20 protein-coding genes and 2 pseudogenes are annotated in these 25,896 nt (G+C 52.3%); 16 read left to right on the top strand and 6 right to left on the bottom strand.

All coding sequences use genetic code 11. The features are described 5' to 3' along the window. Nucleotides 1-317 precede the first annotated feature (317 nt). Entirely contained in the window at nt 318-1,805 is a 1,488-nt protein-coding gene (gene ampG / locus HA51_RS17135) for a muropeptide MFS transporter AmpG (RefSeq protein WP_084935814.1), read from the bottom strand. 54 nt (nt 1,806-1,859) lie between these two features. Continuing rightward, entirely contained in the window at nt 1,860-2,438 is a 579-nt protein-coding gene (locus HA51_RS17130; RefSeq protein ID WP_084935813.1) for a lipoprotein, read from the bottom strand. Between the two features lie 267 nt (nt 2,439-2,705). Between HA51_RS17130 and bolA the strand changes: the two genes are divergently transcribed. The 9 genes and pseudogenes from bolA to HA51_RS17085 all read left to right on the top strand — a co-directional run bounded on the left by bolA (nt 2,706) and on the right by HA51_RS17085 (nt 13,090). Next, entirely contained in the window at nt 2,706-3,020 is a 315-nt protein-coding gene (bolA, locus tag HA51_RS17125; protein ID WP_039330055.1) for a transcriptional regulator BolA, read from the top strand. Nucleotides 3,021-3,321: 301 nt separating this feature from the next. Beyond that, complete coding sequence (gene tig, locus HA51_RS17120) at nt 3,322-4,626, top strand: trigger factor (protein WP_084935812.1); 1,305 nt, start codon at nt 3,322-3,324, stop codon at nt 4,624-4,626. 336 nt (nt 4,627-4,962) lie between these two features. Further along, nucleotides 4,963-5,586: an ATP-dependent Clp endopeptidase proteolytic subunit ClpP gene (clpP, locus tag HA51_RS17115; protein ID WP_008103933.1), complete on the top strand. Its 624-nt coding sequence runs from the start codon at nt 4,963-4,965 to the stop codon at nt 5,584-5,586. Nucleotides 5,587-5,713: 127 nt separating this feature from the next. Further along, a pseudogene (gene clpX, locus HA51_RS17110) lies at nt 5,714-6,984 on the top strand (ATP-dependent protease ATP-binding subunit ClpX). 186 nt (nt 6,985-7,170) lie between these two features. Then, nucleotides 7,171-9,525: an endopeptidase La gene (gene lon, locus HA51_RS17105; RefSeq protein WP_084935811.1), complete on the top strand. Its 2,355-nt coding sequence runs from the start codon at nt 7,171-7,173 to the stop codon at nt 9,523-9,525. A 213-nt stretch (nt 9,526-9,738) separates the two neighbouring features. Then, complete coding sequence (gene hupB, locus HA51_RS17100) at nt 9,739-10,011, top strand: nucleoid-associated protein HU-beta (protein ID WP_034828113.1); 273 nt, start codon at nt 9,739-9,741, stop codon at nt 10,009-10,011. A gap of 237 nt (nt 10,012-10,248) precedes the next feature. Continuing rightward, nucleotides 10,249-12,117 (top strand): peptidylprolyl isomerase, encoded by a 1,869-nt coding sequence (ppiD, locus tag HA51_RS17095; RefSeq protein ID WP_084935882.1) that lies wholly within the window; start codon nt 10,249-10,251, stop codon nt 12,115-12,117. Between the two features lie 140 nt (nt 12,118-12,257). Then, a complete protein-coding gene (locus HA51_RS17090; protein WP_084935810.1) occupies nt 12,258-12,581 on the top strand; it encodes a ComEA family DNA-binding protein in 324 nt (107 codons plus the stop codon). A gap of 101 nt (nt 12,582-12,682) precedes the next feature. Next, entirely contained in the window at nt 12,683-13,090 is a 408-nt protein-coding gene (locus HA51_RS17085; RefSeq protein ID WP_084935809.1) for an acyl-CoA thioesterase, read from the top strand. Between the two features lie 49 nt (nt 13,091-13,139). On the opposite strand, the gene queC is transcribed toward HA51_RS17085, so the two are convergent. Continuing rightward, the gene (queC, locus tag HA51_RS17080; protein ID WP_084935808.1) at nt 13,140-13,835 is read right to left on the bottom strand and encodes a 7-cyano-7-deazaguanine synthase QueC; all 696 of its coding nucleotides are present in this window, start codon (nt 13,833-13,835) and stop codon (nt 13,140-13,142) included. Between the two features lie 26 nt (nt 13,836-13,861). Then, a pseudogene (locus HA51_RS17075) lies at nt 13,862-15,576 on the bottom strand (SgrR family transcriptional regulator). A 93-nt stretch (nt 15,577-15,669) separates the two neighbouring features. Here HA51_RS17075 and cof point away from each other — a divergent pair. Beyond that, nucleotides 15,670-16,491: an HMP-PP phosphatase gene (gene cof, locus HA51_RS17070; protein WP_084935807.1), complete on the top strand. Its 822-nt coding sequence runs from the start codon at nt 15,670-15,672 to the stop codon at nt 16,489-16,491. Between the two features lie 238 nt (nt 16,492-16,729). On the opposite strand, the gene HA51_RS17065 is transcribed toward cof, so the two are convergent. Then, entirely contained in the window at nt 16,730-17,761 is a 1,032-nt protein-coding gene (locus tag HA51_RS17065; protein ID WP_084935806.1) for a PLP-dependent cysteine synthase family protein, read from the bottom strand. 115 nt (nt 17,762-17,876) lie between these two features. Here HA51_RS17065 and HA51_RS17060 point away from each other — a divergent pair, with 115 nt between their 5' ends. The 5 genes from HA51_RS17060 to amtB all read left to right on the top strand — a co-directional run bounded on the left by HA51_RS17060 (nt 17,877) and on the right by amtB (nt 23,821). Continuing rightward, on the top strand, nt 17,877-18,338 hold the full coding sequence (locus tag HA51_RS17060; RefSeq protein ID WP_084935805.1) for an Lrp/AsnC family transcriptional regulator: 462 nt from the start codon (nt 17,877-17,879) through the stop codon (nt 18,336-18,338). 24 nt (nt 18,339-18,362) lie between these two features. Further along, nucleotides 18,363-20,132, top strand: a complete 1,770-nt coding sequence (locus HA51_RS17055) for a SmdA family multidrug ABC transporter permease/ATP-binding protein (protein ID WP_084935804.1) — start codon at nt 18,363-18,365, stop codon at nt 20,130-20,132. Then, complete coding sequence (locus tag HA51_RS17050) at nt 20,125-21,900, top strand: SmdB family multidrug efflux ABC transporter permease/ATP-binding protein (RefSeq protein WP_084935803.1); 1,776 nt, start codon at nt 20,125-20,127, stop codon at nt 21,898-21,900. The genes HA51_RS17055 and HA51_RS17050 overlap by 8 nt, the downstream gene beginning before the upstream one ends. 259 nt (nt 21,901-22,159) lie before the next feature. After that, the gene (gene glnK / locus HA51_RS17045; RefSeq protein WP_007886947.1) at nt 22,160-22,498 is read left to right on the top strand and encodes a P-II family nitrogen regulator; all 339 of its coding nucleotides are present in this window, start codon (nt 22,160-22,162) and stop codon (nt 22,496-22,498) included. A gap of 33 nt (nt 22,499-22,531) precedes the next feature. Next, on the top strand, nt 22,532-23,821 hold the full coding sequence (amtB, locus tag HA51_RS17040; RefSeq protein WP_084935802.1) for an ammonium transporter AmtB: 1,290 nt from the start codon (nt 22,532-22,534) through the stop codon (nt 23,819-23,821). A gap of 71 nt (nt 23,822-23,892) precedes the next feature. Here amtB and tesB read toward each other — a convergent pair whose 3' ends face one another. Beyond that, nucleotides 23,893-24,756 carry an acyl-CoA thioesterase II gene (tesB, locus tag HA51_RS17035; protein ID WP_084935801.1) on the bottom strand — a complete coding sequence of 288 codons (864 nt, stop codon included), beginning with the start codon at nt 24,754-24,756 and terminating at the stop codon, nt 23,893-23,895. 205 nt (nt 24,757-24,961) lie between these two features. On the opposite strand from tesB, the gene HA51_RS17030 reads away from it, so the two are divergent. Then, nucleotides 24,962-25,519: a YbaY family lipoprotein gene (locus HA51_RS17030; RefSeq protein ID WP_084935800.1), complete on the top strand. Its 558-nt coding sequence runs from the start codon at nt 24,962-24,964 to the stop codon at nt 25,517-25,519. Nucleotides 25,520-25,896: the final 377 nt, after the last annotated feature.

Genomic DNA, 25,896 nt, shown 5'->3' with positions numbered 1-25,896 from the left:
GGTGTCACAGATGTTGCGCAGGGTGACAAATTATTAATTGCGACAAGCAGTTGGCGGCAATATAACAAAAATAGATGATAGAAACCGCAGAAAAATCAGGGAAAGCATAAACCGTACTTTTAATGCTCACTTATTTAACAATTATGTAGCATTTGAATGATGAATTTCCTACAAAGTAATTGCGCACCGGGTTTTAATATTATCTAGCGGTGTTAATTAAATGTTTATTTTTCGCGATGAAAAAAATGCTATTCGTTAAAATGAGTGCACTGTTATTTTTTTAGCCAAATATCCAGTGATTGGCAATTTCCGAATACTTAACTCAGATTTTTACTCGCCATTTTTCGTAAAGCCAAACAGTCCAGCATGACCCCCAATGCAACAGCGACCAGTGCCAAGGCCATGCCAGCCTCAAAAAGCGGAGCGAGTAAATGCGCCATCTTTGCGATACCAGCGGCATTGAGCGCCAGCGCCACTAACCCTAGCACCAGCATGCCACAGCCGACGCTAAACAAGCGCACTGTCCAGCGATAGCCTTCTGGCCAGAGGCTGCGCATCACAAATTCACCGCTTTGCTGAAGGGCCAGCAGTGTCCCACGACAAACCCAGAGCAGTAACAATCCCGGCACACCGGCGAATACAGTGAAGGCATAAAATGTCGGCCATCCCCACAACTCCACCAGCCAACCCGCAGCAGGCCCGACATAAACGCGACCCACAGCAGAGAGCGCAGAAAGTAGAGCGAACTGTGTGGCGGAGAAAGACTTGTTGCACAACGTCATTAATAAGGCAACGAAGGCCGCGGTGCCCATGCCACCACACAGATTTTCGATGAACACCGCGCTCGCCATACTCCATAAATGCGGAGGGGTGACGGCTAAGAGCCAATATGCAAAGTTAGAGACCGCTTGTAAGATGCCGAAGATCATTAAGGCGCGAAACAGACTCAAGCGCTGCATCAGCACGCCGCCGTAGAGCGCACCCACAATTGTCGCCAGCAGGCCGAGTGTTTTATTGACCAAACCAACATCGCCGGCGCTGAAGCCAACGCCACGAATCAGGAAGGTGGTGGTCAGTGAGGCGGCAAATGCATCGCCCAGCTTATAAAGGATGATTAAGGTGATCAGAAGCCAGGCATTATTGCGAAGGAAGAAATCTTTTAAGGGGAGTGATACAGCCTGGCGTAGTGAGTGGGGCTCGCGTACAGGAGTTGCCGGTTCTTTAGCCAGCAAGGTGGCGATCAACCCTGGCAGCATTAATAGAGCCATGAGCCAATAAGTGGCTTGCCATCCGAGATAGCGATCCGCCAGCCATAGCGCAAGCCCCCCTGAAATCAGCATCGCCAGACGGTATCCGAGTACGGTTATCGCCGCGCCGCTGCCGCGCTCTTCAGGCGGCAACACATCCGTTTTCCAAGCATCAAAGACGATATCCTGCGAAGCAGAGCAGAAGGCAACGATGACAGCCAGAGCGGCGAGCAGCGTAAGGTCACGCGAAGGTTGCATAAAGCCCATGCTGATGATGCCTGCAATGAGCGCCAATTGCGTCACCAGCAACCAGCCCCGGCGGCGTCCCAGAAACGGCGGGGTATAACGATCCATCATCGGCGACCACAGGAACTTGAACACATAAGCCTGGCCGACAAGGGAGAAAAAACCAATGGTTTTCAGATCGACATTCTCGACGGTCATCCACGCCTGTAAGGTGCCTGCTGTTAAGGCTAGCGGCAGTCCTGAAGCAAAACCCAATAGCAGCAAAACGGCCGCATTACGTTGGGTAAAAATACGCAGATAGTGAGAAGTCATAACCAACCTGAAATGATGCCCGGCCAAAGATAGCCGGGCAGAATAGCTGAGGAATTAGCGGGCGTTCTGTTTAATAAACTCGTGAACGCTGGTGTCCTGCGCCATATCAGCAATCACGTCACTCAGGGTTGAGTTAACCGCGTTGGTGATCTTCGCGTTAGTGGCGGTAAACGCGCCTTCTACGCTGTAAGTCTGACGATAGTTTTTAACCTGCTTGTTACCGTTTTTCGCGGTCGCAATGATGGAAATGTCAGCTTTGGTCGTAATGCTGTAACGCACGTTGCCTTGTGTCACATCAGCGTAAAGACCATTAACGACAATCTGCAGGTCAACCGCACCGTTAGGTCCGATCATATAACCGCGTGCGGTCATCTGCTTCTCCAGCACTTCCTGTAACAGGAAACGCAGATCGCGAGATGGCGTTAAAGTGACTAACTGACCGTCACGATTCACTTTTGCCAGTGCCTGATCGGCACGCTGATCGGCACCGTTAACGCTGATGGTCGCGCCCATTAAGCCAGGATCTTGCTGAGGCAGCTGAATCTTGGGCTGAATGTTCAGGGTGGTGTTATTGCTGGCGCAGCCGGCCAAAATAAAAGCAGCCAGCAGAGGGAATAACAGTTTTTTCAACATACTCATTCTCGTTAGCATATGGGTTGGTTTGCAAAACTGCGGCCATCATAGCATTGCGCGACGGCGAAAAAAGCCCCGTGCCAGTGGAAATTGATTGTAAAGGCTTTTTTCGGACAGACGGTCACGTAACAGCGTTGACCTGACGAATGAGCTCGTTAAGATGCGCAGCAGATCTGGAATTATTTCCGGCGCGCCTGCGGGTTGGGCAAAAAACCTACTAATATTTAAACAGATGGGCACAGCGCTCGCCGTTGAGGAGAGTTAACAATGATTCGCGAACAAATAGAAGAAAAGCTGCGTAAGGCGTTCGAACCTGCACATCTCGAAGTGCATGATGAGAGCTACCGTCATAACGTGCCCGCTGGTTCTGAAAGTCACTTTAAAGTCGTGATTGTCAGCGACCTGTTTACCGGCCAGCGATTCCTGCAGCGTCATCGCGCCATTTATGGTGAATTGACGGAAGAGTTGGCAGGTAGTGTGCACGCGCTGGCATTGCATACCTACACACAAAAAGAGTGGGATGGTTTACAAGATACTGTACTGGCTTCCCCTAACTGTCGGGGCGCCGGAACCCTCGCCTGAGTTCTCACTTCATCCTCTCTCAAAACGGCCTGCGGGCCGTTTTCTTTTCATCTATTACCCTTAAACGCGATCCATGGCGCAAAAAAGCAGCAAAACCGCTAAAAAGTGGTGAGTTTGCAGCCTCGACTCATTCCAGCGATGCCGCTATAATGCGGCGTCTATTTTTCCGGAATGTCTTCGGGACGCTTCTGGTGACAGGGATTAGGTTCTGCCTGCAGAGGCCGTCCCGATTGTTGGATACGGCGCATTTAATGTGTGGTGTCTGAAGTTGACCGAGCACGTGATTTTTTGAGGTAACAAGATGACAGTTTCAGTAGAAACCACCCAGGGTCTGGGCCGTCGCATTTCAATTACTGTTCCAGCGGACAGCATCGAAAGCGCAGTGAAGAAAGAACTGGTGGAAGTGGCTAAGAAAGTCCGTATCGACGGTTTCCGTAAAGGCAAAGTGCCTGCAAACGTCATTTCTCAGCGCTACGGTGCTTCTGTTCGCCAGGACGTGCTGGGCGAGCTGATGACGCGCAACTTCGTTGACGCCATCATCAAAGAGAAAATCAACCCAGCTGGCGCACCAAACTACGTGCCAGGTGAGTATAAAGAAGGCGAAGATTTCACTTACGCGGTTGAGTTCGAAGTGTATCCAGAAGTTGAGCTGAAAGGCCTGGATGCTATCGAAGTTGAGAAGCCAGTCGTTGAAGTCACTGACGCTGATGTCGACACCATGCTGGAAACCCTGCAGAAGCAGCAGGCGACCTGGAAAGAGAGCGATGCTGCAGCGACTGCTGAAGATCGCGCGACCATCGACTTCAGCGGATCTGTAGACGGTGAAGAGTTTGAAGGCGGCAAAGCGTCTGACTTCGTACTGGCGATGGGTCAGGGTCGTATGATCCCAGGCTTTGAAGAAGGTGTTGTTGGCCATAAAGCAGGCGAAACCTTCACTATCGACGTGAAATTCCCAGACGACTACCACGCTGAAACCCTGAAAGGGAAAGATGCGAAGTTCGAAATCGTTCTGAAGAAAGTGGAAACTCGTGAACTGCCAGAGCTGACTGAAGAGTTCATCAAGCGCTTCGGCGTTGAAGATGGTTCAGTGGCCGGTCTGCGTGCAGAAGTGCGTAAGAACATGGACCGTGAGCTGAAAGGCGCTATCCGTAATCGCGTGAAAACTCAGGCGATTGATGGTCTGGTTGAAGCCAACGAAATCGACGTACCTGTTGCGTTGATCGACAGCGAAATCGACGTTCTGCGTCGTCAGGCTGCTCAGCGCTTTGGTGGCAACGAGAAGCAAGCTTTCGAGCTGCCGCGTGAACTGTTTGAAGAGCAGGCAAAACGTCGCGTTGTTGTTGGCTTGCTGCTGGGCGAAGTGATTCGCATCAACGAGCTGAAAGCTGACGAAGACCGCGTTAAAGCGCTGATCGAAGAGATGGCTTCTGCGTACGAAGATCCGCAGGAAGTGATCGAGTTCTACAGCAAGAACAACGAGCTGATGAACAACATGCGCAACGTCGCACTGGAAGAGCAGGCTGTTGAAGCGGTACTGGCGAAAGCAAAAGTCACCGACAAAGCAACTAACTTCCAGGAACTGATGAACCAGACCTCAGCGGCTTGATTCGTTAGTTAACCGAAAGTGCTAAGCCCGTGACTGAAAAGTCGCGGGCTTTTTCGTTTTCAGGCGTTAACCGCACAGAATTGTCTTCTATTTGCTTAATTAATCGGCAAATTGTTCGCTAAGCTCTTTTTCCGTGTTAGCGAATGGGCAAAAGGTTGTTATGCTTGAAACAACTGGGCAGCATCCCCAGATACAGGGAGAATGCATGAAAACAGTGAGACTGGCTGATTAACCGTCCTGTTATGTCGGAGTGAGGGGGCAGCGCATAGTTTTCCCGACGCGCCTCACGTAATATCGGTACAGAATGTTGCCAATGAAATTTATCAGGAGACGGTAATGTCATACAGTGGCGATCGTGAATTTACTGCACCGCACATGGCGCTGGTGCCAATGGTGGTCGAACAAACCTCGCGCGGCGAGCGTTCTTACGACATCTACTCCCGCCTGCTCAAAGAGCGTGTGATCTTCCTGACCGGCCAGGTTGAAGATCATATGGCTAACCTGATCGTGGCGCAGATGCTGTTTCTGGAAGCTGAGAATCCTGAAAAAGACATTTATCTCTACATTAACTCGCCAGGTGGCGTGATTACTGCCGGGATGTCGATTTACGACACGATGAAATTTATCAAGCCGGATGTCAGCACCATTTGTATGGGTCAGGCTTGTTCAATGGGTGCGTTCCTGCTGACCGCAGGCACGAAAGGCAAGCGCTTCTGCCTGCCGAATTCCCGCGTAATGATTCACCAGCCGCTGGGCGGTTATCAGGGCCAGGCGACGGATATTGAAATCCATGCGCGTGAAATCCTGAAAGTGAAACAGCGTATGAATGAGTTGATGGCTGAACACACCGGCAAATCACTGGAAGAGATCGAACGCGACACCGAGCGTGATCGTTTCCTCTCTGCCAGCGAAGCGGTAGAGTATGGCTTGGTCGATTCCATCCTGACGCATCGCCAATAAGACACATCTGGCTGCCCCTTACGCTATAGTTAACGGGGCAGCACGATGAGTTGCATGAAAATCGGCCGTTGATGTGCGGCCAGTGCCGTACACCAAATTGGGTCTGAGAACGAAAAGAGGTTAGCTGATGACAGATAAGCGCAAAGACGGTTCAGGTAAGTTGCTGTACTGCTCTTTCTGCGGCAAAAGCCAGCATGAAGTCCGTAAGCTGATTGCCGGGCCGTCAGTGTATATTTGCGACGAATGTGTTGATCTATGCAATGACATCATTCGCGAAGAAATTAAAGAAGTTGCCCCGCATCGCGAGCGCAGTGCTCTGCCGACGCCGCATGAAATTCGTCATCATTTAGATGATTACGTCATCGGTCAGGAAAAGGCCAAAAAAGTGCTGGCGGTAGCGGTGTACAACCACTACAAACGTCTGCGCAATGGCGATACCAGCAATGGTATTGAGCTGGGCAAAAGTAACATTCTGCTGATCGGGCCTACCGGTAGTGGTAAAACGTTGCTGGCTGAAACCCTGGCTCGTCTGCTGGATGTTCCGTTTACCATGGCGGATGCCACCACCCTGACCGAAGCGGGTTATGTGGGTGAGGATGTGGAAAACATCATCCAGAAACTGCTGCAGAAGTGTGATTACGATGTGCAGAAAGCACAGCGCGGTATCGTCTACATCGATGAAATCGATAAGATTTCTCGTAAGTCAGATAACCCGTCAATCACCCGTGACGTGTCTGGTGAAGGTGTACAGCAGGCTCTGCTGAAATTGATCGAAGGGACTGTGGCTGCTGTTCCTCCGCAGGGCGGACGTAAACATCCGCAGCAGGAATTCTTACAGGTTGATACCTCTAAGATTCTGTTTATCTGTGGTGGTGCATTTGCTGGCCTCGATAAAGTGATTTCCCAGCGTGTTGAAACCGGATCGGGCATTGGATTCGGTGCAACGGTAAAAGGAAAATCGCAGAAAGCCAGCGAAGGTGAGCTGCTGTCGCAGGTTGAGCCAGAAGATCTGATTAAATTCGGTCTGATTCCGGAGTTCATCGGTCGTCTGCCAGTCGTGGCGACGCTGAGTGAATTGAGTGAAGAAGCGCTGATTCAGATCCTGCGTGAGCCGAAGAACGCATTGACCAAACAGTACCAGGCGCTGTTCAACCTGGAAGGCGTTGAGCTGGAGTTCCGTGACGAACCTTGACGGCGATTGCCAAGAAAGCGATGTCACGTAAAACCGGTGCACGTGGTTTGCGTTCTATCGTTGAAGGTGCGCTGCTCGAAACCATGTACGATCTGCCATCGATGGATGACGTGGAAAAAGTGGTGATTGATGAGTCAGTGATTGATGGTCAATCTGAGCCGATGCTGATTTATGGTAAGCATGAAGCTCAAGCTTCTGGCGAATAAATAAGCAATCGCACCATGTGGTTATCTTAAAAAGGGGAAAATGTTTTCCCCTTTTGTTTTTCTCTCACCCGTGACATTGAATGTCGACCAAGCATCCCCATATACTCAATATCCTGTGGGTTGAACTGCAAACTTCTTTTATGCGGTACCCATCACCTGGCGGACATTAAACTAAGAGAGAGCTCTATGAATCCTGAGCGTTCTGAACGCATTGAAATCCCCGTGTTGCCTCTGCGCGACGTGGTGGTTTATCCGCACATGGTAATTCCGTTGTTTGTTGGTCGGGAAAAATCGATTCGTTGCCTTGAAGCGGCGATGGATCATGACAAGAAGATCATGCTGGTTGCCCAGAAAGAGGCTTCAACGGATGAACCTGGTATTAACGATCTCTTCTCGGTAGGGACCGTCGCTTCCGTATTGCAGATGCTCAAGCTGCCCGATGGCACGGTAAAAGTGCTGGTTGAAGGCTTGCAGCGCGCGCATATCACCACACTGGCTGACAATGGCGACCATTTTGTTGCTCAAGCTGAATACCTGATCTCGCCAGAAATTGAAGAGCGCGAGCAGGAAGTGCTGGTGCGTACGGCGATTAATCAGTTTGAAGGCTACATCAAACTGAACAAAAAAATTCCACCTGAGGTTTTGACCTCACTGAACAGCATTGACGATGCGGCGCGTCTCGCCGACACCGTGGCAGCGCATATGCCGCTGAAACTGGCTGATAAGCAGTCAGTGCTGGAGATGTCCGACGTGAATGAGCGTCTGGAATATCTGATGGCGATGATGGAATCCGAAATCGATCTGCTGCAGGTTGAGAAGCGCATTCGTAATCGCGTCAAAAAGCAGATGGAGAAAAGCCAGCGTGAGTACTATCTGAATGAGCAAATGAAAGCCATTCAGAAAGAGCTGGGCGAAATGGATGATGCGCCGGACGAATACGAAGCACTGAAGCGTAAAATTGAAGCGGCAAAAATGCCGACTGAAGCGCGCGAAAAAGCCGAAGCAGAACTGCAGAAGCTGAAGATGATGTCGCCAATGTCTGCAGAAGCGACAGTGGTTCGCGGCTATATCGATTGGATGGTTCAGGTGCCGTGGGTCGCGCGTAGCAAGGTGAAAAAAGATCTGCTGAAAGCGCAGGAAACACTGGATATCGACCACTACGGTTTGGAACGTGTCAAAGACCGCATTCTTGAGTATCTTGCGGTGCAGAGTCGCGTCAGCAAAATCAAAGGGCCGATTCTGTGTCTCGTCGGACCGCCAGGCGTGGGTAAAACGTCACTCGGCCAGTCCATCGCGAAGGCCACTGGCCGTAAGTATGTTCGAATGGCGCTGGGTGGCGTGCGTGATGAAGCGGAAATCCGCGGACACCGTCGTACTTACATCGGTTCTATGCCGGGTAAACTGATCCAGAAAATGGCGAAAGTCGGCGTGAAGAACCCACTGTTCCTGTTGGATGAGATCGATAAGATGTCGTCCGATATGCGCGGCGATCCGGCTTCAGCATTGCTGGAAGTGCTGGATCCAGAACAGAACATCGCGTTCAACGATCACTATCTGGAAGTGGATTACGATCTCTCTGATGTCATGTTCGTGGCGACCTCAAACTCCATGAATATCCCGGCACCGCTGTTGGACCGTATGGAAGTGATTCGTCTCTCGGGTTATACCGAAGATGAAAAACTCAATATCGCTAAACAGCATTTACTGCCGAAACAGATTGAGCGTAATGCGCTGAAAGAGAAAGAGATCAGCGTTGACGATAGCGCCATCATCGGCATTATCCGCTATTACACCCGTGAAGCGGGCGTGCGTAGTCTGGAACGTGAACTCTCCAAGCTGTGCCGTAAAGCAGTGAAAACGCTGTTAATGGACAAGACCAAGAAGAGCATCAAGATTAACGGTGAAAACCTTCACGACTTCTTGGGCGTGCAGCGCTTTGACTATGGTCGCGCGGACACTGAAAACCGCGTAGGTCAGGTTACCGGTCTGGCGTGGACGGAAGTGGGTGGCGATCTGCTGACCATCGAAACCGCCTGCGTACCGGGTAAAGGCAAACTGACCTACACCGGCTCTCTGGGTGAAGTCATGCAGGAGTCTATCCAGGCGGCGTTAACAGTGGTTCGTGCGCGTGCGGAGAAACTTGGTATTAACGGTGATTTCCACGAGAAACGTGATATTCACGTGCACGTACCGGAAGGGGCAACACCGAAAGATGGCCCAAGTGCGGGTATCGCGATGTGTACCGCGCTGGTGTCCTGTTTGACGGGTAACCCAGTGCGTTCTGACGTGGCCATGACGGGTGAAATCACCTTACGTGGTCAGGTACTGCCAATCGGTGGTTTGAAAGAGAAACTGCTGGCAGCGCATCGTGGTGGCATCAAAACGGTGCTGATCCCGGATGAGAACAAGCGTGATTTGGAAGAAATTCCACAGAACGTGATTGCCGATCTGACCATTCATCCTGTGAAGCGTATCGAAGAAGTGCTGAACCTGGCACTGGAAAATGCGCCTTACGGTATGCAGGTTGCGACGGCAAAATAGTGATTAACGGCAAAAAGCGTTAAAAAGCGAAGCTGGCAGGCCAAATGGTGCTTGCCAGCTTTTTTTTGTGCCGCTAATTTAGGTGGCTGTTGGATCAACGATTAAGATGAATACCGTTGTTTCGGCTCCACAGGCTTGATATAACTTGCTGCGCGTTCGCACCGGGCCGGAAGAGCGGGTGCGATGTGAATAATAAAAGAGGGGATGAATAGAGTGAATAAGTCACAGTTGATCGACAAAATTGCTGCAGACGCTGACATTTCTAAAGCAGCAGCGGGACGTGTATTAGATGCATTCATGGGCTCCGTTTCTGACGCGCTGAAAGGCGGTGATGAAGTGGCACTGGTTGGTTTCGGTACTTTCTCTGTACGTGAGCGTGCTGCTCGTACTGGCCGTAACCCACAAACGGGCAAAGAAATTACTATCCCAGCGGGTAAAGTACCGGGCTTCCGTGCAGGTAAAGCACTGAAAGACTCAGTCAATTAATGACCGCTGACACATCCATTGAAGCATTTTCTTCTATGGATTGAGGACGAAAAAGCCGTTCTCATGTAACATACGGGCACATCATTTTTGATGTGCCTTTTTTATTCTTGATGCGCGACGATAGCCTGAGGCTGTTGTCTCCGCATGGTTGCCAACTGCCAGCCTGAACAGCAGTTGCACGATGATGGCATCGTGTTAGAGCTTTACATTCACACTACAGCGGAGTGTTGTCATACCATGATGGACAATTTACGCGCGGCGTCGAATCATGTCGTGCTCAAGATCATTCTAGGATTGATCATCCTGTCATTCGTACTGACCGGGGTGGGCAACTACCTGATCGGCGGTGGCGGCGACTACGCTGCTAAAGTCAACGGTCATGAAATTAGCCGCGGCGAGTTAGAGCAGGCCTATAACAATGAGCGCAATCGTCAACAGCAGATGTTGGGCGATCAATTCTCACAGTTAGCCAGCAACGAAGGCTATATGCAGCAGATGCGTCAGCAGGCGCTGTCTCAGCTTGTTGATCAAGCGCTGCTCGATCAGTACATCAAAGATCTTAACATTGGCATCAGCGATGAGCAGGTTAAGCAGGCGATCTTTAATCAGAAAGCTTTCCAGACTAACGGCCAGTTTGACAACGCTAAATACAGCGGCATGATTACCAGCATGGGCTTTACCGCCGATCAATACGCTGAGGCACTGCGTAAGCAGCTAGCCACTCAGCAGCTGATTAATGCCGTGGCAAACACCGATTTCATGCTGAAAGGCGAAACCAGCAAGTTAGTAGACCTGGTGTCACAACAGCGTGAAGTGCGACAGGCTGTGATTGATGTCAATGCCCTGGCGGCGAAGCAAACCGCAAGCGATGATGAAATCAAGCAGTATTACCAGCAGCATCAGAATAGCTTTATGGCGCCAGAACAGTTCCGCGTCAGCTACATCAAGATGGACGCGGCAAGCATGCAGGAAACTGTCAGCGATGCCGATATCCAGAGCTGGTACGATCAGCACAAAGCGGATTACTCACAGCCGCAGCATAACCGCTATAGCGTGATCCAGACTAAGACTGAAGCTGACGCCAACGCCGTATTGGATGCATTGAAAAAGGGTGAGGATTTTGCCACGCTGGCGAAAACCAAGTCCATCGACCCGATTTCATCACGCAAGGGCGGTGATATGGGTTGGCTGGAGCCGAGCACCACACCTGATGAGCTTAAAAATGCCAACCTGACGCAGAAGGGACAACTCTCTGGCGCGATTAAATCCTCCGTCGGCTACTTGGTGGTCCGCCTGGATGACATCCAACCTGAGCAAGTTAAACCGCTCGCCGAGATCCATGACGCTGTCGCGGAAAAAGTGAAGCAAGAAAAAGCGGTTGATGCATTCTATAAGATGCAGCAAAAAGTCAGCGAAGCGGCCAGCAATGACAATGAATCATTAGCGGGTGCAGCACAGGCTTCTGGTCTGAAAGTCGTTGAAAGCGATTGGTTCACCCATGATAACGTACCGGCTGACCTCGATTTCGATCAGGTTAAGCAGGCGGTTTTCAACGGTGGTCTGGTGGGACAAAATGGTGCACCGGGTAATAACTCTGACATCATCAGCGTGGATGGCGATCGTGCCTTCGTGTTGCGTATTAGCGAGCATAAACCGGAAGCAGTTAAGCCGTTGGATCAGGTTAAAGCGCAGATCGCCGATAGCATTAAGCACGACAAAGCGACCCAGCAAGCGAAAGCACAGGCCGACAAATTACTGGTCGATCTGAAAGCCGGTAAAGAAGATGTGCTGAAAGCCGCAGGCTTAACCCTGAGCGCCAGCAAATCCTTTGACCGCAACGCGCAGGATCCTATCGCACAGTCTGCCTTCAATCTGCCACAGCCAGCGGACAACAAACCGTCTTGGGGCGTGAGTGAAGATATGCAAGGCAATGTGGTGCTGGTGGCGCTGGATAAAGTCAGCCCGGGCAATATGCCGCAAGCGCAGATTGATGAGATGGTGAAAGGCGTGACGCAGAACAACGCACAGATTGCGTTTGAAGCGCTGCTGGAAAACCTGCGTAAAGACGCGAAGATCAAGTACGGCGCGTCAGCACAAAACCAGTAAACCTCACAAAAAAAGTGTAACTACTGCAATAACCTAAAGGCCGCTTCTGCGGCCTTTTCCATTTCTGGAATTGCCCTTTTGAGCCTTGAAAGGCGCTGTGACACTCTGCTGTGGCTGTCAAACACAAGGAGAAACACAGCATGGTGAAATCAACTTTTCGCGCTTTATGGATCACACTGGCACTGGGTGGCGCGCTTTATACCAGCGGACTGGCTGCGGCAGAGAGTCCCAGTGAGACGCAGGCGACACAGGTTTCCACACCACAAGAGGGACAAATCAGCATCAATCAGGCTACGGCCGAACAACTCGCTGCGGGCATGAATGGCATTGGTTTGAAAAAAGCCCAGGCGATTGTGAATTACCGCGAGCAGTACGGCCCCTTTAGCGCCATTGAGCAACTCAAGGAGATTCCAGGAATTGGCAACGCGCTGGTTGAGCGCAATCTTGCCAGGTTGAAACTGTGAGACGGCTCGCGACTTTGAAGGATTGATCTGTCAACGATTCGGGCTGTGCTATGCTCAACAGGTCATACCAGTTGCCATTCTCAGCCTGAACAGGAGCAATAATGCAAACCACCATTAAAGTGCGCGGTTATCATCTCGACGTTTATCAGCATGTGAATAACGCGCGCTATCTGGAGTTTCTTGAAGAGGCGCGCTGGCAGTGGTTGGAAGATGTTGATGCCTTTCATTGGCTGATGGAGCAGCAATTGGCATTTGTGGTGGTGAATATCAACATTAACTATCGTCGTCCAGCGGTGCTGGGCGATGTCCTGCATATTGAGAGCGAGGTGTCGCAGCTCAGTGGTAAAAGCGGCATCATTACTCAGCGCGTTCTGTTAGCGAGTGATAACTCAGTGGTCGCTGACGCAGCATTAACCTTTGTCTGCATTGATTTGCGCACCCAACGAGCGGTGCCGATGGAAGGGGAGTTACGCGACCGTCTGTCGGCGTTAATGGTGGAAAGCCATTAATCGTTAAAGCAAGTTGGCGTATGAACGCCAACTTTTGAAGCGGTCTGAATCAGTTCAGGCCGCTTTTTTGTTTCATGACCGACATCACGGCTGCGGCGTTGGCCTGATAATCAGCTAATCCCCGTGCGCGTAAATGACAGGCAGCGCATTCGCCACAGCCGTCACCTTTAACGCCGTTATAACAGGTTAGCGTTTCTGCGCGAACCAAGGGTAGCTGCTGCCAGTAATCCGCCAGTGCCCAAGTTTCGGCCTTGTTCAGCCACATGAGTGGCGTCTCAAAGCGAACATCGCGCGCCATACCCAAGCTCACAGCATGGTTAAGCGCTTTGACGAACTCATCGCGGCAATCAGGATAGCCGGAGAAATCGGTCTCACAGACCCCAGTGATCACCGCTTCGGCTTCTACCTGATAAGCGTAAATGGCCGCGAGCGTCAGAAACAAAATATTGCGACCGGGAACAAAGGTACTCGGTAAACCGCTGGCGTTAGGATCGTAAGTGGGTACTGGAATGTTATCGCGTGTCAGGCTGCTGACCGCGAGTTCGTTAAGCAGCGTAACATCCAATACTTTATGCGCGCGGGCACCTAACTTCTGTGACAGTTCCGCCGCGACTTCAATTTCTTCGCGATGGCGCTGACCATAATCGAAGGTGACGCAGTGCACTTCATCATATTGTTGCAGTGCCTGAATCAAACAGGTGGTGGAGTCTTGTCCGCCACTGAATACCACAACGGCTCGTTTCATCTTATTTTCCCCATAAATCAGTGCGCCTATGGTACTGGCTCATGCGCGGGCTGAACAGTGCTGGCTTTGGCAGGTGGTGGAATCCACGCGCGGGTGAAATCAAACCAGCCCAGTGTATTGAGTTGGATCCCCTCAACACCCGGGGGGGCAAACACCTGATAGCGGTAGTTAAACAGTGGGAGTAGATGCCCTTCATACATCAACTGCTGAAACAGTTGATGCGTCAATGCGGTGCGTCGTTCTGGGCTCTGTTGTTGCGCGATGGTGCTGAGGAGTGCTTGCAGCACTGAGGCGCGTAGCGGATTCCATAGCGGATCATTTTCCAGCCAGTTCACCAGGGTAAACAAAGGGGCATCTCCGATCAGGCGATCGCCCATCACTACATCGGCCTCGCTCAGGTCGGTATCATCGCGCCAGCTTTTTACATCATGGAAAACGCAGGTCAGTTCACATCCATGTTGAGCCAGCAAGGACACCAACGCTTGGGCCATAACATGCAACTCAATCGGCAGATGATAGTGCAGCGTCAGTTTTTCCGGCAGTGTTGCTCGGGTCATTTTCATAGGTGGTACGGGCCAGCCGGGCAGCAATTCCTGGCTTGGAGTAATCAGCCCCTCATCCAGGGGTAATTGCTGAATCACACCGCTGTGCTGAATTAAAGCGATCAGGGCTTTGGCTTGAGCAGCACTGAGACGGTGTGAAATGCGTGGCGCCAGGTAGCAAAAACCGAGGCTAATGCTGTGATCCACCGGGCGCAGCGCATCCAGTTCATCGGGATCGCCAATCGCAATCTGAACCGGATGGCGACAGCTGGTGCCCAAGCCATGCGCAAATAACTGTGGGGTGATCCAATATTCCACTACCTGAATCAAGGGGCGTTGCAGGTGCCAACGGGCATGGCTCTCAAGGCGAACCCATTCAGGCGTAAAATGCGTCAGTTTCCAGGGGCGCATCCTGTCTCTGGCGAGTCAGGGTGGGGGAGGAGACAGAATTGATGCGCCAGTCGCTGCGGGAGCCAGTAATCGCTCTGACGCAACTGAATACGTAGAGCCAAGGGATGTGGTGCCTCAATGCGTTCAATGGAAGCCAGTAAGCGGCCGCCACGGACGGTTTGCATAATCTGCTGCAGCTGAGTGGCTAATTGCGCCGCGTGTATCGGTTCATCGTTATGCCAGCTGAGCTGCGGGCGCAACCAGAAATACCACTCTTTTCCGCTGCCATCATGCTGCCAGTGGTGGGCAAGGTCACCTTCCACGTCATTGCCACGGAAGCGCGTTAAGCCTGAAAAAATTTGCCTCAGTAAATGTTGCTCGGCACGCCCGGTAAGGCTCAGCGGGCGCAGTGGCTCCATGGCACGGTAATAGGGAATACGCAGCACCGGAGCCTGGTTTTGCCACTGACCGCCCATTAGCGGGCGCAGCATTTTCACCAAGCGCTCGGGATGCAAATCTAACACTTGCAGCGCCTGCACCGCTTCGCCTGCCGCTAACTGTTGGGTTAAGAGTTGCTGGCGCAACTGATCCGGTGAAACCTGAAACGTCAGTTCGCCCTGTTTGCCACGTCCGGCTTCACCGCGCCAGTGCAGCCAGCCCGCATCCTGCCACTGACGTAACAGCGTGCGTACATGACGCTCGCTGCAAAAGCAGTGTTGTGCCATTGCCGCCACACTCAGACGCTGCGGCTCGCCTTGGCTCAATTGCCACAGGCGCTGGAACTGATTCACCCGATGAAGTTCACGCATAGATAAACCCGGAACAGTTTTCTAAAAGTATTCACTATTAGTTCCGCAATTACCAGGCGATAGTAGATTTCTCATTCAGACAGGAGACTTCGCATGGCCCGCCTCGCAGCATTTGATATGGATGGTACGCTGTTGCTGCCAACGCATCGGCTTGGGAAAGAAACTATCGACACCTTGCATGCTTTGCATCAGCGTGATGTCACCATTGCTTTTGCTACTGGCCGTCATCTCATGGATATTCAGGCCGTGCGCGAACAAATCACGTTACCTGCCTGGCTTATCTCGGGTAACGGTACGCGTATTCACGATCTAGATGGCCAACAGCTGTTTGGCTGTGATTTGTCTCCTTCCGTAGCAGAGGAGGTGATTCACACTCACTGGCAAACACCGGCATCGATTCATATCTTTAACGATGAAGGCTGGTTTACCGATAAGCCGTTGTTGGGTGTGATGGAAGCGCATGTGATGAGTGGTTTTCACTATCAGCTGCGCGACTTGCGTAAGATGCCAGCGCATGAAGTCACCAAGATCTGCTTTATCGCCCCACATGAGATTCTGCTAGCACTCAAAGTAGAGTTACAGCAAGCGCTAGGCGAACGCGCAAACATTTGTTTCTCAGCATGGGATTGTCTGGAAGTGCTGCCGCTGGACTGCCACAAAGGCGCGGCGCTGGCGCACTTGTGCCAGCATCTGACGTTATCAATGGCGGATTGTATGGCGTTTGGTGACGCGATGAACGATCGCGAAATGCTGGAGCGGGTAGGTAATGGTTTCATCATGGGCAACGCCATGAACCAGCTCAAAGCTTCATTACCCCATTTACCGATCATAGGACATTGCGAGACACAGGCGGTGTCTCACTACTTAAATCACTGGATGACCACACCACACCTCGATTATTCCCCCGAATGCTGAGGATTATAGTGAGCCGGACAGGATGTCCGGTTTTTTATTTCATACCCGTCATACTTCGAATTGCAGGTGCGTTGGCTACACTCGCTCACCCGAATCACTTACTTCAGTAAGCTCATCGGGATTCTCTCGTTTGCCGCGTGATTCGGCCTTTGGCCTCACCCTTCGGGCCAGCGCAAGCGCTGTTCAAAAGTGTCACCTGACTCTTTTGTCCTGCAATTCGAATTATTTTGGGTATGGGTTATATGTCACGTTGCCACGATTGAATGTCACCAATATTCTGTGCCACCCATTCCGGATTGTAGTAGGTATCAGGATAGCGTTCGCCACTGTCGCACAGCAGTGTCACCAGCGAACCTTGCTCGCCATTCTCCCGCATACGTTTTGCCACCTGCAGCATGCCCCAGAAGTTGGTGCCGGTTGAGGCGCCAGGGCGACGACCCAGAATCTTCTCCAGTTGCAACATCGCTGCCACCGTGGCGCCATCCGGCACTTTTATCATCTCGTCGATCACGTCGGGTAAAAATGACGGCTCCACGCGCGGACGTCCGATGCCTTCGATCATGCTGCCACGATCGCTGCGCAGCGCACTGTCGCGGCTGTGCCAGTAATCGAAAAATACCGAATGCTGTGGATCAACCACCAGCAAGCGTGTGTCATAACCCTGATAACGGATATATCGGCCTAACGTGGCCGAAGTCCCACCGGTTCCCGCGCTCATGATCACCGTATGCGGCACCGGAGAGGGTTCATGCGCCATCTGACGGAAGATGCTTTCCGCGATGTTGTTGTTGCCGCGCCAGTCGGTGGCGCGCTCGGCATAGGTAAACTGATCCATAAAGTGGCCGTTGAGTTCACGCGCCAGTCGTTCTGACTCGCTATACAGCTGGCAGGGGTCGGCGACAAAATGGCACTCGCCACCGTAAAAGCGAATCAGCTCAATTTTGCGTTTTGCGGTACTGGCGGGCATCACCGCAATAAACGGCAGGCCTAACAGGCGCGCAAAATAGGCTTCGGATACCGCGGTACTGCCGGAAGAGGCTTCAATGATCGGCGTATTTTCGCGGATCCAGCCATTCGCTAATCCATAAAGAAACAGCGATCGCGCCAGGCGGTGTTTCAAACTCCCGCTAGGGTGGGTGCTTTCATCTTTTAGGTAAAAGCGAATGCCGGGATAATCATCCAGCGTAAAGCGAATCAGGTGAGTGTCCGCAGAACGTTGAAAATCAGCATTAATTTCGTTGATGGCGTGGCGAACCCAAGGCGTTTGCATGTGGCATGTCCAGAATAATTATTGTGCACAGTGTAAGGCACAGGCAGGAAAATTAGGTTGCTTTAATCCGGTTATAATGGCCCGATTAGAGAAAATTTTTCTCCCGGAGCGCCGAATGCTAGATAAAACTGACCGTACACTGCTGGCCTTGCTGCAACAGGATTGTACGTTATCGCTGCAGTCGCTGGCGGACGCGGTGAATCTCACCACCACGCCATGCTGGAAACGCCTGAAAAAACTGGAAGATGATGGCATTATTCGTGCGCGCGTGGCGTTGTTGGATGGGGAGAAGATCGGGCTTTCTCTCACGGCATTTATGTTTGTGAAGACTCAACAGCACAGCAGCGACTGGTTCCATCAATTTGTTGCCGTGGTGCAGCAGATGCCTGAAGTCATGGCATTTTATCGCATGGCTGGCGAATACGATTATTTGCTGCGTATTCAGGTGGCTGACATGAAAAGTTATGATGCATTTTATAAGCGCCTGGTAAATGGCGTGCCAGGTCTGATTGATGTGACGTCAAGTTTCGCCATGGAAGAGATCAAATATACCACCGCGTTGCCGGTAGCGCCCTAAGCGGGCACAGAAAGAGAGTTTCTTGTGCGATTATTCAGCCAGTTAAGTTGGTATTTCCTGCGCGAGTGGCGGCGATATCTGGGCGCCGTTAGCTTGCTCATTGTCATTGCACTGCTGCAATTACTGCCGCCACATGTTGTGGGCATTATTGTTGACGGTGTGACTCAGCACACCCTGAGCAGCGGCAAACTCTTTATGTGGATCGGCGTGATGCTGGTCACTGCGGCTATTGTGTATCTGCTGCGCTATGTATGGCGTGTGCTGCTGTTCGGCGCTTCTTATCAATTGGCGGTTGAGCTGCGGGAAGATTTCTATCGTCAGCTCAGCCGTCAGCATCCTGCTTTTTACTTGCGCCATCGCACTGGCGATTTAATTGCGCGTGCCACTAACGATGTGGATCGTGTGGTTTTTGCGGCGGGTGAAGGCGTCCTGACGCTGGTGGATTCTCTGGTGATGGGGCTGGTCGTTCTAGCCGTGATGAGTACGCAAATTAGCTGGGAGTTGACGCTACTGGCGTTGATTCCTATGCCGCTGATGGCCATCGCTATTCAAAAAGACGGATCGCGCTTGCACCAGCGCTTTAAAGTGGCGCAGGCAGCGTTTTCGAGTCTGAACGATCAGACACAGGAAAGCCTGACCAGTATTCGCATGATCAAAGCCTTCGGTTTGGAAGATCATCAATCGCAGCAGTTTGCTGATATCGCCAGCGATACCGGGAAAAAGAACCTGCATGTTGCGCGTGTCGATGCGCGCTTCGATCCTATCATTTACATCGCGGTTGGCTTCTCGAATCTACTGGCAATTGCCGGTGGTGGTTGGATGGTGTGGAACGGTAGCTTGACCCTCGGTCAACTCACCAGTTTTGTTATGTATCTCGGCCTGATGATTTGGCCGATGCTGGCGCTGGCGTGGATGATCAATATTGTCGAACGCGGTAGCGCAGCGTGGAGCCGCATCCGTGCGCTACTGGCCGAAGCACCGGCGGTACAAGATGGCCAGAACGTGTTGCCGCAAGAACCCGGGATTTTGCAGGTTGCGATCCGTGAGTTTCGTTATCCGGCCAGCGCCGGCGCGGTGCTTAGCCATCTCAACTTCCAATTAAAACCAGGGCAAATGTTGGGTTTGTGCGGGCCAACAGGCTGTGGGAAAAGTACGCTGCTGAGCTTGATTCAGCGCCACTTTGATATCGATCAGGGTGACATTCGTTATCATAATCTGCCGCTCAGTCAGTTAAGGCTTGATAGCTGGCGCAGCAAATTGGCCGTGGTAAGTCAGACCCCGTTCCTGTTCTCCGATACCGTGGCGAATAACCTGGCACTGGGGCGCCCAAACGCCACACAGCAGGAGATTGAACACGTGGCGCAGATGGCGTGTGTGCATGATGATATTTTGCGTCTGCCACAGGGCTATGACACTGAAGTCGGCGAGCGCGGCGTGATGCTCTCAGGCGGCCAGAAACAGCGTATTGCGATTGCGCGTGCGTTGTTACTGAATGCCGAAATCCTCATCCTGGATGATGCACTCTCGGCGGTTGATGGCCGTACCGAGTATGAAATTCTGCACAACCTGCGCCAGTGGGGTAAAGGACGCACCTTAATCATCAGCGCACACCGTTTGTCTGCGCTGACTGAGGCCAATGAGATTCTGGTACTTCAACAAGGTGCAGTAACACAACGGGGCGATCATGAAACCCTCGCCGCACAAGAGGGCTGGTATCGCGATATGTACCGTTATCAACAGTTGGAAGCGGCACTAGATGAAGATGAAGCGGCCGAGGACTCAAACCATGGCTAAATCGCAACGGTTGTGGCCCACGCTGAAACGCCTGTTAGCTTATGGCAAACCCTGGCGTAAATCATTGTGGCTGGCAGTGGGGATGCTATGGATTGCCGCCGCGGCGGAAGTGACCGGCCCGGTGCTGGTGAGCTACTTTATTGACAACCTGGTGGCTAAACATCAAATGCCATGGGCCATCGCTATCGGCCTCCTAGTGTGCTTTATCTTGCTGCAACTGCTCGCTGCAGGATTGCACTATTTTCAGGCGCTGTTATTTAACCGTGCGGCGATTGGTGTCGTGCAACAGCTGCGCGTAGACGTCATGAACGCGGCATTGCGCCAGCCGCTCAGTGCCTTTGACACGCAACCGGTTGGGCAAATTATCTCGCGGGTGACCAACGATACCGAGGTGATTAAAGATCTTTACGTGACGGTAGTGGCCACGGTGCTCCGCAGTGCTGCGCTAATTGGTGCGATGCTGGTGGCGATGTTTTCACTCAACTGGCGCATGGCGCTGGTGGCGATTGTCATCTTCCCGCTGGTCTTAACGGTGATGCTAATTTATCAGCGCTACAGCACGCCTATCGCGCGGCGTGTGCGCAGCTATCTTGCAGACATTAATAACGGCTTCAATGAAGTCATTAACGGCATGAGCGTGATCCAACAGTTTCGCCAACAGGCGCGTTTTGGTGAGCGTATGGGTGAAGCCAGCCGCTCGCACTATCTGGCGCGCATGGAAACGCTGCGTTTGGATGGTTTTCTACTGCGTCCGCTGCTCAGCTTGTTCTCAGCGATGATTCTGTGTGGTTTGCTGATGCTGTTCAGTTTTGCCACACCGGGTGTGTTTGAAGTTGGTGTGCTTTATGCGTTTATTACCTACCTTGGCCGGCTGAATGAACCGCTGATTGAGTTGACCACCCAGCAGTCCATGCTGCAACAGGCCGTGGTGTCGGGTGAGCGAATTTTTGAATTAATGGATGCCACTCAGCAAAGCTATGGCACTGATCATCAGCCGCTGGCCTCCGGACGTATTGCGTTGCGCGACGTCAGCTTTGCCTATCGCGATAATCGTGATGTTCTGAGCCATGTCAATCTGGAGGTGCCCGCGCGCGGTTTTGTGGCGCTGGTAGGGCATACCGGCAGTGGAAAGAGCACATTAGCTAACTTGTTGATGGGCTATTACCCGGTGACGCGCGGCAGCATTGAGCTGGACGGCCGCCCATTGCCGCAGTTAACACATAACGCATTACGGCAAAGCGTCGCGATGGTGCAGCAAGATCCGGTGGTGCTAGCCGATACGTTATTAGCGAATGTGCAGCTGGGACGCGATATACCGGAAGAGCAGGTGTGGCAGGCGTTGGAAACCGTACAACTCGCCACATTGGCCCGCTCGATGCCAGAGGGTATTCATACGCGCTTGGGTGAGCAGGGCAACAATCTGTCTGTAGGGCAGAAGCAGTTGCTGGCGCTGGCACGCGTATTAGTGTCGTTACCCCAGATTCTGATACTCGATGAAGCCACCGCCAATATTGATTCGGGCACCGAGCAGGCGATTCAACATGCCTTGCGCGCACTCCGTCAGCACAGCACGCTGGTGGTGATTGCACACCGCCTCTCGACCATAACCGAAGCCGATCAAATATTGGTACTTCATCGTGGCCAAGTGGCAGAACGCGGTACACATGCCGAATTGCTGGCGACGCAAGGGCGTTACTGGCAAATGTATCAGTTGCAGCAGGCCGGTGATGAACTCGCGGCGAGCATCCCCGCACAGGCAGAAGGGTGATTTGCACCTTTTTTGCGCAGATTTATCAGATTGTTCTGTATTGATGCACTCCTTTGAGGCCCTTGGCACCAAAGGAGTGCAATATTGCAACACCTTTCTTTTTCTCCTTCCCTAGACTGAGCCTCCCATCACATAACGAAGCGCGATCCAGCGCGTCTATCCAACTGACTTCACCCCTTTTTTAATTTATGGCACAGCGTTTGCTTATATCCCTACGTGTCCGCGAGACTCACTCAATTTATTATCCGGAGGGGAACGTATGAAGCTGGTTACCGTGGTAATCAAACCATTTAAGCTGGAGGACGTGCGTGAAGCCTTATCCTCCATTGGCATTCAGGGACTGACTGTTACCGAAGTAAAAGGATTTGGTCGCCAGAAAGGTCACGCAGAGCTTTATCGCGGTGCCGAGTACAGCGTGAACTTCCTGCCAAAAGTAAAAATTGATATCGCGATAGCGGACGATCAACTCGATGAAGTGGTGGATGTCATCAGCAAAGCCGCTTACACCGGCAAAATTGGCGACGGCAAAATCTTCGTCGCAGAACTGCAGCGCGTTATTCGTATTCGTACTGGCGAGACCGACGAAGCAGCACTGTAACTGGGGCTCTGAATTGTGATGGGATGGAAAGAAATGAATAAACTAATGACTAAGTTGGGCCTCACCAGCCTGGCACTGTTACCGTCTCTGGCCATGGCGGCAGCACCTGCCGTTGCGGATAAAGCCGATAACGCATTTATGATGATCTGCACCGCTTTGGTACTGTTTATGACGATTCCGGGCATCGCCCTGTTTTACGGCGGTTTAATCCGCGGTAAAAACGTCTTGTCGATGCTGACCCAAGTTGCAGTAACCTTCGCATTAGTCTGTGTACTGTGGGTGATTTACGGTTATTCGCTGGCCTTCAGCGAGGGCAACGCCTTCTTCGGCAACTTCCAGTGGGCGATGCTGAAAAACATTGAGCTGAAAGCTTTAATGGGTAGCTTCTATCAGTATATCCATGTGGCATTCCAGGCTTCCTTCGCCTGTATCACTGTGGGTCTGATCGTCGGTGCGCTGGCGGAACGTATTCGCTTCTCTGCCGTACTGATTTTCGTGGCGGTCTGGTTCACGCTCTCCTATCTGCCAATCGCACATATGGTGTGGGCAGGTGGTCTGCTGGCGCAAGACGGCGCGCTGGACTTTGCGGGTGGTACGGTTGTGCACATCAATGCTGCGGTTGCAGGTCTGGTGGGTGCTTATCTGGTGGGCAAACGTGCGGGCTTCGGTAAAGAAGCATTCAAACCACACAACTTGCCAATGGTCTTCATCGGTACCGCAATTCTGTATGTGGGCTGGTTTGGCTTCAACGCCGGTTCTGCCTCTTCGGCAAATGAAATCGCCGCACTGGCCTTCCTGAATACCGTTGTAGCGACTGCAGGCGCAGTACTGTCATGGGTGTTTGGTGAGTGGGCGATGCGTGGCAAACCTTCACTGCTGGGCGCATGCTCAGGCTTTATTGCCGGTCTGGTGGCTATCACCCCAGCTTGTGGTTATGTCGGAGTCGGCGGCGCGCTGATTATCGGTCTGGCTGGTGGCTTGGCAGGTATCTGGGGTGTGACCACCCTGAAGAAATGGCTGCGCGTTGATGACCCATGTGATGTGTTCGGTGTGCACGGCGTGTGCGGTATCTTGGGCTGTGTGCTGACCGGTGTGTTCGCGTCCTCTTCACTGGGTGGCGTAGGCTACGCAGAAGGCGTGACCATGGGCCATCAGGTTTGGGTACAGCTGTTCAGTTGCGGTGTGACCATTGTCTGGTCCGGTGTTGTAGCCTTCATCGGCTTCAAACTGGCAGATATGATTGTTGGCCTGCGTGTTCCAGAAGATCAGGAACGTGAAGGTCTGGATGTAAACAGCCACGGCGAAAACGCTTACAACCAGTAAGTGCCGGGCTGCTGAAGAGCAGTGCGCTAAAACAATAAAAACGTGAAGGGGCGATGATATCGCCCCTTTTTTTATGCTTCGCGTTGACGCATTACACCTTCCTGCACGGTGGTCGCGACCAGTGTGCCATCCTGCGTGTAGAACTCCCCACGCACAAAACCACGTGCCCCAGAAGCCGATGTGCTGATCACGCTGTAAAGTAACCATTCTGAGAGGTCAAACGGGCGATGGAACCACATCGAGTGATCGATAGTCGCCACTTGCATATCGGGTTCGAGGAAGCCTTTACCATGAGGTTGCAGCGCGACGGGCAGGAAGTTGAGGTCTGAGGCGTAACCCAAAACATATTGGTGGATGCGACGGTCATCGGGCATCTGACCATTAGCCCGCACCCAGACCTGACGCAGCGGTTCATCAACGCGACCTTTTAGCGGGTTATGAATTTGCACCGGACGAATGTCGAGTGGGCGCTCGGCCAGAAACTTCTCTTTGAGTTTGAGCGGTAAATGCGCCGCCAGCTTTTGTGCCAGATCTTGCTCCGAGGGGAGATTGTCTGGGCCTGGCACCTGCGGCATGGTGTTTTGATGCTCAAAACCGCTTTCGGGTGCCTGGAATGAGGCGGTCATATAGAAGATGGGATGGCCATTTTGCACGGCGCTGACGCGACGCGCACTGAAACTTTTACCATCGCGCAGGGTTTCTACATCATAAATTATGGCTTTTTCGCTATCACCGGGACGCAGGAAGTAACTGTGGAACGAGTGGATGATGCGCTCTTCCGGCACGGTTTGCTTGGCCGCGTACAGCGCTTGTCCCACGACTTGCCCACCAAACACCTGACGCAGACCAAGGTCTTCACTCTGGCCGCGAAACAGGCCTTCTTCGAGTTTTTCCAGATTTAATAAGTTAAGCAGGTTGTGTAGTGCCTGGCTCATAGCTGATTCCTCAATGATTCCGATCGCGTCAGTTTGAAAGATCCGACCAGTTGCCGTCAATGATTTTGCCGCGATTTCAGCGGGCTAGGGGGGCATTTAGGCGCAATGCGGATTTTTGTGCCAGAATTAAGGTCAATCGGCGGCTGAAAAGCTACCCAACAAATTGACCGCCGACAATCATAGTGTTCTCAAGGAGACGACATCGATGAAACTCTGGCATGTTATTAGCGGCGTGACGCTGGCTGCAGCTATTACGGGTTGCGCCGATCACAGTAAGCCGGTCGCGACCCCAACGCTGGGTTCTGCAGTTGCAGGACAGCAGACAGCGATCGCTCAGCCTAACGTTAGTGGTTCGGTGTATATTCGCCAACGTATTGCCTTGCCGCCGGATGCGGTGCTGACCGTGACGCTGTCGGATGCTTCATTGGCTGATGCACCATCGAAAGTACTGGCACAGCATGTCGTGCGTACCGAAGGGAAACAGGCGCCGTTCCAGTTTGTGCTGCCGTTTAACCCGGCCGATATTCAGCCAAACGCACGGATTTTGCTGAGTGCAGCGATTGCGATTGATGGCAAACTGGCGTTTATCACGGACACCGTTAAGCCAGTAATTAATCAGGGCGGCACCAAAGCCGAACTGCTGCTGGTACCAGTGACGAATATGGCGATGCAAACTCAACCGGGTGCGGCCACAACGGTGCCGTCAACTTCGCCAACTCAAGTTGTGCCTTCGGCTTCGGTGCCTGCACCGACGAGTATGTAATAGCCCTATAGCATTGATCTGGCATTCAGCTCAGGATGACTACAGGAAAACAGGGCGGGAGGGTGTGCGGGCAGGCAGCAGCAGGACAGGGCTTGAGAGTGTGCGAGCAGGCAACACTGTTGCGTAAAGCCGCTGTCTCGTCCCTGATCGCTCGGCACACGCCATCCATGGCGTGTGACGCTTTACTCCACAGCGTTGCCTGCTCGCACTTCAGCTTGGGTGCGAAGTCAACGCTTCAGCATAGTTGCTAACGCTTCACTTCATCTTCGGTACGAAGACAACACTTCAGCATAGTTGCTAACGCTTCACTTCAGCTTGGGTGCGAAATCAACGCTTCAGCATAGTTGCTAACACTTCACTTCAGCTTGGGTGCGAAG

This window comes from Pantoea rwandensis, assembly GCF_002095475.1.
In the GTDB taxonomy this organism is placed as follows: Bacteria; Pseudomonadota; Gammaproteobacteria; order Enterobacterales; family Enterobacteriaceae; genus Pantoea; species Pantoea rwandensis.
The sequence above is the reverse complement of the archived record's forward strand: the minus strand, read 5'-3'. Positions and strand labels throughout refer to the sequence as shown.

Coding starts and splice junctions, on each gene's coding strand:
- ampG (WP_084935814.1), bottom strand. CDS start 1,805: ATGACTTCTCACTATCTGCGTATTTTTACCCAACGTAATGCGGCCGTT.
- cof (WP_084935807.1), top strand. CDS start 15,670: ATGGCCCGCCTCGCAGCATTTGATATGGATGGTACGCTGTTGCTGCCA.
- glnK (WP_007886947.1), top strand. CDS start 22,160: ATGAAGCTGGTTACCGTGGTAATCAAACCATTTAAGCTGGAGGACGTG.
- HA51_RS17085 (WP_084935809.1), top strand. CDS start 12,683: ATGCAAACCACCATTAAAGTGCGCGGTTATCATCTCGACGTTTATCAG.
- amtB (WP_084935802.1), top strand. CDS start 22,532: ATGAATAAACTAATGACTAAGTTGGGCCTCACCAGCCTGGCACTGTTA.
- tig (WP_084935812.1), top strand. CDS start 3,322: ATGACAGTTTCAGTAGAAACCACCCAGGGTCTGGGCCGTCGCATTTCA.
- HA51_RS17065 (WP_084935806.1), bottom strand. CDS start 17,761: ATGCAAACGCCTTGGGTTCGCCACGCCATCAACGAAATTAATGCTGAT.
- HA51_RS17050 (WP_084935803.1), top strand. CDS start 20,125: ATGGCTAAATCGCAACGGTTGTGGCCCACGCTGAAACGCCTGTTAGCT.
- clpP (WP_008103933.1), top strand. CDS start 4,963: ATGTCATACAGTGGCGATCGTGAATTTACTGCACCGCACATGGCGCTG.
- HA51_RS17060 (WP_084935805.1), top strand. CDS start 17,877: ATGCTAGATAAAACTGACCGTACACTGCTGGCCTTGCTGCAACAGGAT.
- HA51_RS17090 (WP_084935810.1), top strand. CDS start 12,258: ATGGTGAAATCAACTTTTCGCGCTTTATGGATCACACTGGCACTGGGT.
- queC (WP_084935808.1), bottom strand. CDS start 13,835: ATGAAACGAGCCGTTGTGGTATTCAGTGGCGGACAAGACTCCACCACC.
- bolA (WP_039330055.1), top strand. CDS start 2,706: ATGATTCGCGAACAAATAGAAGAAAAGCTGCGTAAGGCGTTCGAACCT.
- tesB (WP_084935801.1), bottom strand. CDS start 24,756: ATGAGCCAGGCACTACACAACCTGCTTAACTTATTAAATCTGGAAAAA.
- HA51_RS17030 (WP_084935800.1), top strand. CDS start 24,962: ATGAAACTCTGGCATGTTATTAGCGGCGTGACGCTGGCTGCAGCTATT.
- HA51_RS17130 (WP_084935813.1), bottom strand. CDS start 2,438: ATGTTGAAAAAACTGTTATTCCCTCTGCTGGCTGCTTTTATTTTGGCC.
- ppiD (WP_084935882.1), top strand. CDS start 10,249: ATGATGGACAATTTACGCGCGGCGTCGAATCATGTCGTGCTCAAGATC.
- lon (WP_084935811.1), top strand. CDS start 7,171: ATGAATCCTGAGCGTTCTGAACGCATTGAAATCCCCGTGTTGCCTCTG.